The sequence below is a fragment of the Bartonella gabonensis genome (assembly GCF_903679515.1).
In the GTDB taxonomy this organism is placed as follows: Bacteria; Pseudomonadota; Alphaproteobacteria; order Rhizobiales; family Rhizobiaceae; genus Bartonella; species Bartonella gabonensis.
Genome location: NZ_CAHOYM010000042.1, coordinates 1 through 11,920, shown reverse-complemented (window position 1 = coordinate 11,920; position 11,920 = coordinate 1). Strand labels below are relative to the sequence as shown.

9 protein-coding genes are annotated in these 11,920 nt (G+C 44.1%); 1 reads left to right on the top strand and 8 read right to left on the bottom strand.

Translation table 11 applies throughout. The features are described from left to right. The 8 genes from HWX04_RS08720 to HWX04_RS07055 all read right to left on the bottom strand — a co-directional run. Positions 1 to 4,341: phage major tropism determinant (locus HWX04_RS08720; protein ID WP_246257565.1), on the bottom strand; the 4,341-nt coding region annotated here is incomplete at its 3' end. After that, positions 4,322 to 4,597, bottom strand: coding sequence for a hypothetical protein (locus HWX04_RS07085; RefSeq protein WP_175869451.1), 276 nt, complete (start codon positions 4,595 to 4,597; stop codon positions 4,322 to 4,324). The genes HWX04_RS07085 and HWX04_RS08720, both read right to left, overlap by 20 nt. Positions 4,598 to 4,606: 9 nt before the next feature. After that, positions 4,607 to 5,725: a gene transfer agent tail collar protein BgtC gene (gene bgtC / locus HWX04_RS07080; RefSeq protein WP_175869450.1), complete on the bottom strand. Its 1,119-nt coding sequence runs from the start codon at positions 5,723 to 5,725 to the stop codon at positions 4,607 to 4,609. Positions 5,726 to 5,732: 7 nt separating this feature from the next. Continuing rightward, on the bottom strand, positions 5,733 to 6,746 hold the full coding sequence (gene bgtC / locus HWX04_RS07075; protein WP_175869449.1) for a gene transfer agent tail collar protein BgtC: 1,014 nt from the start codon (positions 6,744 to 6,746) through the stop codon (positions 5,733 to 5,735). A gap of 9 nt (positions 6,747 to 6,755) precedes the next feature. Further along, a complete protein-coding gene (bgtC, locus tag HWX04_RS07070; protein WP_175869448.1) occupies positions 6,756 to 7,757 on the bottom strand; it encodes a gene transfer agent tail collar protein BgtC in 1,002 nt (333 codons plus the stop codon). 8 nt (positions 7,758 to 7,765) lie between these two features. Next, on the bottom strand, positions 7,766 to 8,407 hold the full coding sequence (locus tag HWX04_RS07065; protein ID WP_175869447.1) for a transglycosylase SLT domain-containing protein: 642 nt from the start codon (positions 8,405 to 8,407) through the stop codon (positions 7,766 to 7,768). Beyond that, positions 8,404 to 10,470, bottom strand: coding sequence for a glycine zipper family protein (locus tag HWX04_RS07060; protein WP_175869446.1), 2,067 nt, complete (start codon positions 10,468 to 10,470; stop codon positions 8,404 to 8,406). Before HWX04_RS07060 ends, HWX04_RS07065 begins: the two co-directional genes overlap by 4 nt. A 1-nt stretch (position 10,471) precedes the next feature. Next, the gene (locus tag HWX04_RS07055) at positions 10,472 to 11,245 is read right to left on the bottom strand and encodes a hypothetical protein (protein WP_175869445.1); all 774 of its coding nucleotides are present in this window, start codon (positions 11,243 to 11,245) and stop codon (positions 10,472 to 10,474) included. Positions 11,246 to 11,427: 182 nt separating this feature from the next. Between HWX04_RS07055 and HWX04_RS07050 the strand changes: the two genes are divergently transcribed. Next, a partial coding sequence (locus tag HWX04_RS07050) for an Arm DNA-binding domain-containing protein (RefSeq protein WP_175869444.1) occupies positions 11,428 to 11,920 on the top strand: 493 nt, incomplete at its 3' end.

The following is an 11,920-nucleotide window of genomic DNA, read 5'->3' as shown; positions in this document are numbered from 1 at the left end:
AAACCGTTTACTATCCGCTTCAGCATTCCAAGCGCCTCCACCTAACAAGGCTCTCATATCAAACGTATTTTGCGTACTGCTTCCTACCGGTGAAGCAAACGTTCCCGATAAATATTGCCAAACATAACCGCAACCATCCTCACAACCGATATGCGAGATCATTCGACGATTGGCTGTATCCTTATGTCCTCCTGAAGTCTTAGGAGTGGGTGCCTTCTTCCCCACAATAGTTGTCTGGTCATTACTTCCATACATCGCAGAAGCAAACGCTTCATCACTCAGTAAAGATTTTTTAACACGCGCCATATCTGTGGCATGTTCGGTATAATTACGGTTGGTTGTTATATTGGTACGATAGACCGATTTCGTATTTTCGCTCGTGCCTGATTGAAGATAAATATCAACCCAAAGATCTGTATAGGGGTCGTAAACCATCCCTTCCGGTGAACTATGCGGGCGGTGATTGAGACACCAAACTGAATTAGGTAATATATCCCCTGCTCGATAACCAGACAGCGGGTGACCGGAAATCGTACCAACATCCTCACAAAGCGTATGAAACCCTCCTATCTTGCGCGAATTATTAACTGTATAACCCCTTGGATAGGTAGAGTTTTCTGATACAACAAATTTATGAGACTGCCCTCCATCAGACACAAAATAAATATAATAATCCTTGCCTGCCGAACGAGTCGGAAGACCTATTCTTGTATCTGCGGTATAACTTGCAAGCAAAATATCATTGCCTACTCCCAACGTTAGGTTCGTTCCTTTTTTCACGGTTAATTGCACTTTGCCTGTCGCAACAAGGAAGGGGGTAGAAACTGAAAGAGCCGTTAAATTAGACCGTTTCAGTAAAGTACTTACTGTTTCAACTAGATTTTTTGCTTGTGTGGCTACTGTATGAGCTGTTGTCGCTGTTGTTTGAGCTGCTGTCGCTGTTGCTAGAGAACTCTTGATACCACCAAGCTCTTTCTTCGTTGTATCGGCTGTTGTTTTGGCTTCTTCTGCTGTTCTTTTCGCTCTATCGGCGGTTTCCTTAGCTTTTTCAGCTTCGCCCTTGGCTTGATAGGCTTGTGAAACTACTGACTCAGATTTCTTCTGGGCTGCTTCAGCAACCTTCTTCGCTTCTCCGGCTACTGTCTCTAACTGTTGGAGTTTCTTCTGGGCGTCTTCTGCCAAATTCTTAGCTGTTGCTGAAACTTGTTTGGCTGTTTGCAAACCAGACTCTATTGTTAATGCCTTTGCCTTAAATGAAATAACATCTGCCGTCGCTTTCCTTGCGGATGTTTTCGCATCGCTAGCCTCTCTTAGTGCTTGCTCTGCTGTTTTTTGCGCTTCTGTAGATGCCGTTGTTGCTTGTCTATCGGCTTGTAATGCCTGATCTACGGCGGCTTTAGCTTCAGAAGCTGTTTGAGATGCTTGTTCTGCTGTCGTTTTCGCAGTCTCTGCCGTACCCTTGGCTGCTCTTGCATCGCTTAAAGCTGTCTCAACTGCTGTTTGTACTTGTGATGCCGTTTTCGTGAGTTCTGTAACAGAGGCTGTTGTACGTTCCGATAAACCTTTGGCTTCTTCGGATAAGCTTTTAGCGCTATCCGCTGCCTCTTTCGCAACATCCGCCTTACTCTCTGCTTGTATCGCTATGGTCTGAACTTCCTGAAACGTCGCTACTGCTGTCGCTACTGCTTGCGTTGTTTGTGTGGACGTCTGTAAAATTTCTCTCGCTGACTGCTCTGCACCTTCGGCAATGGACTTGGCTGTATCGGCTAAATTCTTGGCTTCTGTCGATAAACTGACAGCATTGTCACTGGAACGCTTGACCTCTGCAAAACTTTCCAATGCCGTCGCTAAGGAACCTTTCGTATCGTTGACTTCTCCTGAGACCCTATCGACTGATGCCTTAACGGTTTCGGCTATTTGCTTTGCTTCTTTTGCTTCCGTTAATGCTGTAGCTGCTGTTGTTTGTGCTGCTGTTGATGTTGCTGTTGCCGTTTCACTTGTTTGCTTGGCTTCTAACGCTGCCGTCTTGGAATCTGTCGCTGTGCTTAACGCAGTGTTAGATGTTGCATTTGCACTATTGGCTACTGTCAGTGCATTATCGGCTGTTTGCTTCACTTCATCGCACGCACTTTTCGACTCTTGTGCTAATCTTTCGGCTGCTTCAGCTTTACTCTTTGCTGCTTCCGCTATACCTTTAACCGCTTCTGCACTCTCATGCCCTGCCGTCTCTCCCGAACGCACCGCTGATTCTGCGGCGGCTTTCGCTTCATTGGCTATTCGTGTGGCTTCTGTTGCACTTTGTTGGGCTTGTTCTGATTTCGCGGCTGCACTATCTGCTGAACTTTTCGCTTCCAAGGCTATTGTTTTGGCATTGCTTGCCTCGTCTTTTGCTTCCTCTGAGAGCCTCTTCGCAGATGTTGCTGTCTGTGAAGCTTCATTCGCAACTGCCTCTACGCTTTCGGCTTTAGCCTTTGCTTTTTCTGCTGCCTCTTGTGAGCTTGATGCCAACTGTTGTGCCTCTTCTGCTTTAGCCTTTGCTTCCCCAGACTTCGTTAACGCTTCTGTCGTTTGCTGGCTTATCTCATCTCCTGTCTGCTTCGCTGCATTGGCGCTCGATAATGCCCGTTCTGCAATCCCTTTTACTTCTTCAAGGCTTTTATTCGATTCATCAAAAGCTGCCTTGTTTTCCTCAAAAAGGTTCTTTGCCTCTTCGGCTTTAGCCTTAGCTTCTCCAGCAATCCCCTTGGCATCATTGGCTGTGTTAGACGCCGTATCCGCCGTTGTTTTCGCTGCATTGGCTTCTTTTAATGCTTGTTCTGATGTCTTTTGCGCCTCTGTAGATGCTGTCGTCGCTTGTTCTGATAAACTTTTAGCCGTTTCAGAAATCCCCTTGGCATCATTGACTGATGTAAGCGCTGTAGAAACTTTCTCCTTCGCATCGCTTGCTTCTGTAAGCGCATTACTAGAGGCATTTTTGGCTTCTGTTGCTAGCTGTTTGGCTTCTTCACAAACGCTCTTACTCTCTTGTGAAACTCTCTCTGCTTCCTCGGCTTTCTTCTGAACGGCTTCTACCAAACTCTTGGTGCTTTCATTGCCTTCACGAACCGCTTGCCTATCGGCTTGTAATGCCTGATCTGCTGCTGACTTCGCTTCAGAAGCTAATCGAGATGCTTCTCTTGCTTCTTGTTGTGCCTGATCCGCTTTCGCTCTTGCACCATCTGCTGTACTTCTTACCTCCTCTGCTAAACCCTTCACTTTCATTGCTGTTTGGGATGCTTGTTCCGCTGTCGTTTTCGCAGTCTCTGCTGTACCCTTGGCTGCTCTTGCATCACTTAAGGCTGTCTCCACTGCTGTTTGTACTTGTGATGCTGTTTTGGTGAGTTCTGTAACAGAGGCTGTTGTACGTTCCGATAAACCTTTTGCCTCTTCCGCAAGCCCCTTGGCTGCATCCGCAATATTCTTCGCTTGTTCCGCCGTCTCTTTCGAAGTATCTGCTGTCTGTTTGCCTTCTCTGACCTCTGTCAAAGCTGTCTCTACTGACTTTTCTACTTGGGATACTGTTTTCGTGAGTTCTGTAACTGAAGCCGTCGCGCCTTCCGATAACTCTTTTGCCTCTTTTGCCATATCTTTGGCATCATCAGCTGTCTGTTTGGCCCCATCCGCCTTAAGACTTGCTTCTGTCGCTATGGTCTTTACTTCATGACACGTGGCTACTGCTGTCGCAGATACTTGGGTCGTCTCTGTTGCCGTCTGTGAAGCTTCTCTGGCTGTTTGTTCTGCACGTTCAGCAATGGACTTGGCTGCATCTGCTGTATTCTTAGCTTCTGTTGAGACATGGACTGCGCTGTCACTCGCCTGCTTGACCTCTGCAAAACTTTCCAATGCCGTAGCCAGTGAACCTTTCGTATCACTAACTTCTCCTGTAGCTTTATCAACGGCGGCTTTGATCTCTTCTGCCATGTGCTTCGCAGCATCAGAAGCATTCTTGGCTTCTTCGGCTAAGCCCTTGGCGCTATCCGCTGTCTCTTTGGCTTCATTCGCGGTTGCCGTCACTGTTGTAACCGCTTCACCCGTTTTCGTGACCTCTGTAAGCGCTTGATCTGATCCCCTCTTAGCTTCTTCAGCAACCTGTTGCGCTCCATTTGCACGCGCCATGGCTTTTTCAGCCTCTTGCCTTGCATTCACAACCTGTTCTAACGGGGCAAAGGTTTCATACGAATACAAAGAGGCTGTTCCTAACAACTTGGGAACAACGACACTATCTTGTGAACGCCCCTCTAGCATCTCTTCTCGGGTGGCTACCGGTATCAAATATTCATGACTATGATCGGGTATCTTCATCTGCTTTCGTCCTTACATCATTATGAATAACTTCATCCAAAGAACACTCTTTCAATTCTTCAAAATCCTCACTTAAAGCTTCCAAGCGCTGCTCTATATCTTTCAGTGAAACATCAAGCTCTGCTTTCAAGGCTGTTTTCATCAACTCCAAAACACCATTAAGCGGCGCGTGAACAAATCCTCCCCCCGAATACAAAACGACCCGTACTTGAGACGGGTCGCTAAGCTCTGATATCGCAAACGGTTTTAAGGTCATTTCAACTCCTCATGTCTTAATCCCATAAACAACACTCACATTAACGGGGCGCGTTTCAATACCACCAACCCTTTCTGCCATAAGCTGATGTTCATGGTGATCCCTGTCGTGTATCCCTTCTTTTAGCGGTATCGAATAATATAAAAAGTTAGCAAAAGGGCTTCGGATAAACCAAGGTAAACGGGGTGGTTTATCTTTATCGGTAAACCAAAAAGGAACCTCTACTTGTGGACTGCCGGCTATTTCGTCAAAGGCTTCATTGCACCTTTGCAACGCATCCCCACTCAACCCTAAACACTCTTCATCAACAGAGCGCTTTCGCCTTGGCAAAGAAACATCCCGCCTTTTGCGTGAAGAACGCTCATCTGAAGCGCTTGAACCTACAAAATGTTCATGCGCTTTCAAAGAACAAGCCTGTATACTTGCAAATGAACGCCAAGGATCTAGACCGCGTTCATTATCCAATCCCCTTAAAAACATTCCCCGAAAATCGGGAACATTAAACGTCATAACGCCATCTCCCGCACCCCATGTCACCCCTATTGCATCAAACAACGCTCTATAAGTGCTTCGCGAATAAGCCTGCCCATCACAAAGCAACCAGCCATCCGGCAAGCGTTCCATCGCAAAAGGACCTATCAAACCAGACGGTAAGCGTTTTAAAGAAGAAACTTTCTCCCTTGTCGGATTGAGAATTTGCCAACCGGTTATCTCTTCATCATATACAAGCGTATAAAGACAGCCCTCTTGTATCTCTCCTCCAGATAAGGCTAATAAACCCGTTTCTGTTGCCTTATAAACCGGCTTAGCTGCCAAATTATCCAAAGCAAGCGTTGTTGCCCCTACATTCTTACCCTTCGCTTTAAAACAGATCGAGATCCCATTCTTATACGCTAAAAATCCCGATTGGCTTAAAAGACGTATCGCACTCGTCTTTTGTTTATCATCAACCCTAACAATCCCTTCAAGCACACCCCCCGTATCGGATAAATACTCTTTGATCCTTTGCATCATAAAGCGCGCGCTATTATTAACCGTATTCGGATTCTGTCCTTCGGACCAGTGAATAAGATTATCTGCACCACCATTCTCAGATGCCGTTAAGGACCAATCATAAATCGTTGACATTTTGACCTCACGTCTTAATCCCAAACACAACACTCATATTAATCGGCCGTGTCTCACTAACCCCTGAACTGGACAAAACAACATCACGCATATGAAGATGAGTATGGGGAAAGGCAAGCGTATGATGCACCCGTATATCCTTTGCCTGCACATCCAAACGTTCGGCAAGCTTTTCCCTTTGCTGCTCATTCAGCATATACCCCCAGATGACCATCATATCTCCATACCAACTCTCTTCCTCATTGGCATCATTCAAAATCGTAACCGAGTGACCGCCATGGTCATGCTTTCTCATCGCGTCATGCTGTAATGTCCCAAGATAACGCCAACGGTCTATCTCGCGGTCGTCATCAACACCCCGTAAAAAAACACCACGCAAATCGGGAACATTAAACTTCGTCCAACTATCACTGCCTCCCCACCTCGTCCCTATCGCCTCATAAAGTGCTGGATAATCACTGCGCAAATAAGCCCCCCCATCACAAGGCAACCAGCCTTCTGGTAAAACTTGCATTCCAAAAATCCCTATCGTACCCGTAGGATAAACTGAAATCATTGGTTTTTCTAATAAAGGCAAGGGGGTAGGATTTAAAACATGCCAACCATTATCCCGATAAACCAAACGATAAATGCACCCCTTTTGTATCTCGCCTCCTATCAAAGCACGCATACCTAATTCCGTTGCCTTATAAACCGGCTTGCCTGCCAAATCATTCAAAGCAATTGTGGTCGCCCCTACATTCTTACCCTTTGCTTTAAAACAAAACGATATCCCATTCTCATAGCCTAAAAACTGAGAAGAACTTTGAAGCCTTATCAAGGTTGTCTGTTGTTCCCCATCAACCGTAAAGCTATTTTCAATCAGACCACTCGTATCCGATAAATATTCGCTGACCCGTTGCATCATCACACGCGCGCTGTTATTGACACTGCTTGGACGTTGTCCTTGTGTCCAATCAATCAAATCATCACAATAGGCATTCTCAGAGGCTCTCAAAGACCAATCATAGATCGTCGACATCTTAAAACCTCATGTCTTAATCGCATAAAGAACAGATACATTCACTGGACGCGTCTCACCTTCGCCTGAGCTTCTCAAGTCAACCTCTCCGCTATCATCAAGAGCATAAGGACTTGCTATATAGCTTCCTAAATTCTCACGCTCTATGCCCATAAAACTCGCTAGAGAACTTCCTCCAAACAATCCTAGACGATACCCCAACACATCCGTCGTATTCCCATCCCAAAAGTCTTCATTGCTGGTAAAATGGGGAAAGGAAAGACTTTGCCCCTCATGTTGATGTGACTCGATTAAATCTTTTTGCACACTTGCAAAAGAACGTCCCTCATCAATATGGCGCCCACCATCAACACCGCGTAAAAACAGCCCTCGAAAATCGGGAACATTGAACGTCGTAACACTATTCCCTTCTCCCCAAACCGTCCCTATCGTCGCAAACAAATCACTATAATCAATACGCGAATAAGCCTTTCCATCACAAATCAACCAACCTTTTGGAATGTTTCGCATTCCAAACGTTCCTATGAAACCGGTGGGATAAAGGCTGCTTTCTTCTTCTAAAGGAATAGAGGTTGGATTCACAAGATGCCAACCATCTCCATTATAAACCAATGTATAAACACAACCCTGCTGGATTTCCCCGCCCGATAAAACACCAACCCCTAAGGCGGTCGCTTTATAAACAGATCTGCCCTCTAAACCATTCAGAATAACCCTCGTCGCCCCAATATTCTTATCCATTGCCACAAAGCGCAAAACGATACCATTTTTGTATTCTAAAAATTGCGATTGGCTTTCAAGACGTATCGTACTCGTTTGTTGGGTATGATCATTCGTCACAATCCCTTTAAGCGTTCCACCCGTATCTAACAAGTATTCCTTGATACGCTGCATCATCACACGGGCGCTGTTATTAACTGTGCTAGGGTGCTGCCCTTCTGACCAATCAATCAAATCATCCGCACGCGTGTTATCCGACGCTCTTAGCGACCAATCATAAATCGTTGACATGGGTTATCCTAAATTCCGTAAAAAGCCCGCATCAATTGCGTCATCAAAGGGTTATCATCATCACTCTCTTCTTCTTCTGAAGGCTCTTCTTGTGACGCTAATAATGCCCGTAAAACCTCTAGCAAGTTCTCTCTATCGCCCATACCACCCCGTGCGATAGGAGGAAAAGGGCGGGCGGCTTGCTGTCCACCATACATTTGAAAAACACGATTAACAAAATCACTTGCGCGCATTGCGTTATTGCCTGCATTCAAACCAACCGCATTGCTGCCAACCAATTGTGCTGCATTGGCATGGGGATTTTGTAAAAGCCGTGCTGCCCCTCCTGCCCCCTGTTGATGTGCTAAATACAGTTCCGCATCTGTAGGCGCCCTTCCCAACAGACGGCTTAAATGGTTGCGATTGTCAAGCGTCAACCGCCCCATTGCATCAGCTGCTTGCATGGGGTCAAAACGGTCTTGCAAACCATATTGCTTGGCGGTGCTGTCTATAAACTGATACAAACCACCAGCAGAAGAACGGGGATTCCTTGCATTCGGATTACCCCCACTTTCAACTTGCGCAACACGGTATAAATAGCTTTCCGGCAAGCCATAACGCGCCGCTGCTTCACGGATCGCTTGAGCAAATGAAGGGGTATAACGGGTCATTTCGCATACTCTATTGAAGCACTAGGACCTAGCCCTTTTGCTATAGCTCTAGAAACAATCTTCAACCCTCCATCTGTTAATACCCCTGCATGATGCCACTTTAAAGCACTTTGAATCAGTTGTGCAATTTCATTGCGCTCCATTCCTTTAACGCCAAAAGTTGCTAACTTCGCTATTCCGCGTTCTAATTCTTGTCTTGCTTGCAACGCCTCTGGGGCATTCGGGTGAAAAAATATGTTGCGAGCTAATTTAAAGCCTTCATAAGGCCAACTAAGTGGATTTGAAAAATTAACCCCATCAAAAAGAGAAACCTCAGGAGTGCCTTGAAATTCTTGATAACCTTTTTTGGACGCATCAGAATAGAATTTCTCATGATCTACTGCCTTTTTAAAAGCAGAAAACCGTTCAGGTCCTATAATCCTTTCAAGATTCTCAGATGCAAGATCTTGTTTTAAAAGATTAGAGAATTCATTAATAGGGTCACTATTTTTCCTTAATAAATCATCTAATGCATCTCTCAATCCTATCTGATAGGTATTATTTTGTTTACTCCAGTTTCCTTTAGAAAGATTTTCTTTAACGGCATCCCTCTCAACACTCTTTTCAAGTTTCGTACTAAGAGCATGCCTGCCTTCCTCAAAACTATCTGCAAAGTTTTTAAATTTTGCTGCACTACCGCGCGCTGCTTTGTAAGTAGGAGAGATTTCATCCATTATTTTTACCAAATTTTGTTTGAGGATTTCATATCCTAAAATCTTTTGGTTATCGCTATGTTTCTCACTTTTCTTGATTAAATCATCAAGAGACTGCTTGGTTTGATCTAATAACTCTATCGTAGGTTTATAGTTTATGCTGCTAAACCTTCTATCATAAAATCGTCTAGGATTTATACTAAGGGGATGTTCCTCTAAAGTATTGACAGCTTCTTTAAGAGCTTTCTGAAATCCTTTATTTTCAAAAAGTTTATTAAGAGCTGGATAATGTTCTTCTCCTATTGGAGTTTGTCTCGCTTGTTCATAGAGATGATCATGCGCCTCTTTCCCTTGCTGTTTTAATGTCCTGCTTAACGTATCTCTATGCTGGTATGGTGCAATTGTCTGTTCCATCATATCATCAAGACGTTGAACAGAACCGCCTAATCTTTTCTCATGTGCTTGCTTTAAGATATTAAAAACATCTTCATTTGTTTTAGACGAATTCCACAAAGCTTGTCGTAGCTTTTCATTCATGTCTGTTAAAAACACCTCATGGGGTTCTGAGCTAAGGCGTTCAGTAATGTTTTTAGTTTTATTATCGTAAAGATGTTTCGCAACTTCTCTCAAAGCTTTATTGGAAACCTCTTTATGAGCAGGGTTAAAATAATTCCTTACAAGTGGAGGTGACTTTAAAGTATTTATCGCTGCACCACCTAACTTAGAAACTAAGTTGCCTCCTAAAGCAGCAACCGGTGTCAAAACAGCGCCACCCGCAGCTCCAGCTAACGCCGAATTCACCGTATCATTATAGCCTTCTCCTGCACCAGAACCATGTAAAGCGCCAGAACCGGCTCCTACAAGTGCTCCCCTACCTAAACTTCCTAAAGTGGTCCCTGCTCTCAAAAAATTTAATGCGGGGATACCCAATGATGCCAATGTTGGCAAAATAGAACCAGCAATATAAGCACCAGAAGATAACCATGGATATTTCTTTTCTAAGGCTTTTTGGTAAGCGCGCTCTTTTGCTACCCTTTTGTTGTAAATCTCTTCTGCTCGTTTATCGCCACGCCAATAATCTGTAAAACCTGCTTCATTCGCCGCTTGTATCTCATCACTATACCCTGCTGTCAAACCAGACGTACCATGACTCCTAAGCGCATCCCACCATGTAAGATCTTTATCGTCAAATGAAAAATCATCTGCTGTAGATTTTGAATTAAATGAAGCCGCATCATCATCAACAATGCGAGAATAGGGAATATAACCCGTTGTTTTTTTGCCTTGATTATCACGACGCTTCTTCACTGAAGACGTGCCATTATTATCAGATACATCATCAACAATACGAGAATAAGGAATATACGCCATCTCAAGCACCCTTAACCCTTATCTTACCATCTTCACCAACAAAGCGTGCACCATTAGGCAATGCATCTTCCTGTTCTTTGCTGGTAACAAGCGGCAAATCACTATGTCCTTTCTGTGAAGCTATAGAACGCGGCTGTGAGGTAACTTTATCAACATTCTCTTGCGTTATTGCAATGTTACCGTTTTCTAGCAAAGACAATACGTCTGATTTCATCTTACCCAAAATCTCATGGATTTTTTTCAATCTAAACAAGAGCTCTTTATGACCCAAGTTGTACTTTATCTCTCCCAAATAGCTCGTTAATACATCAAGCTCTTTTTCTGTAAGGTTACCAAAACCAGAAGCGCCATTACGTGAATACCGTCTCATCGCTTCTAAGCGGTCAATACCTATACGGTTCTTAATAGAATCAAGGAGTGAACTCATATCACGGTGTTGAGGAACTCCTAACTGAGCTTGTATATTAGCCGAATTCCCTGTAGCCCATTCACCCTTTTCTTCTATATAATTCATAAAACGTTCAATATCATGAAGCGTATTACTACTGATCGCTTCACTATTTTTAAGCTCTATCGTTTCTCGTAGGCGGTCCAGTTCTTCTTTAGATCTAGCGTCGCTGCCCCCATTCGCTTTTTGTAACAGAAAAGCATTTAACGCATCTTTATTCCCAGCTATGAACCGTGCTTCTTCTTCACTGTAGCCTTTAGATTTCAGATACTCGACGGTTTGATTAACCTGTCCCCTTTGTTTATCGCCTTCATTAAGGTGCTTCACACCACTTGCAAGGCATTGATTTATAATGATAATCTAGCGTTATTCATATTGAATGAGAGTCCCGAATAACGTAAGATTCTCTCATTTCAAATCTGTTTATGTTGCATCAATCAAAATCACTCATTTGCACATCACAAGCGGGATGAGTGTGTGGATCAAATTTGTATAAGAAAGGAGTAAAAATGGTCCTTATGAACCGTCTTAATGCAAAGTCTGTCGCAACATTGGGGGTTGGCAAATATAACGATGGTGCCGGCTTGCTTCTTCATAAGCGTAAAGATGGAGGTGCTCAATGGATTTATCGTTATACTCTTCACGGGCGCCGTCGTGAAATGGGCTTGGGTGCTTTAAGAGATGTCTCTTTAAAACAAGCCCGTGAATTGGCAACAGGGTGGCGTTCTGTTCTTCGTGAAGGTCGTGACCCCATTAAAGAGCGCAACAAACAAAAGCGTGAGGCAATAAGCAATCTCCATTATTTAAAAGATATCGCGTTGGATGCTTTTGAAAGCCGTAAAGCTGAATTAAAAGGGGATGGTAAGAATGGACATTGGTTTTTACCTTTAAAACTCCATATTTTACCAAAATTAGGCTGTTTGCCGGTTTCTGAGATTACACAAACAGAGATACGCAACACACTTGCCCCTATTTGGCATACAAAAGCTACAACAGCAGAGA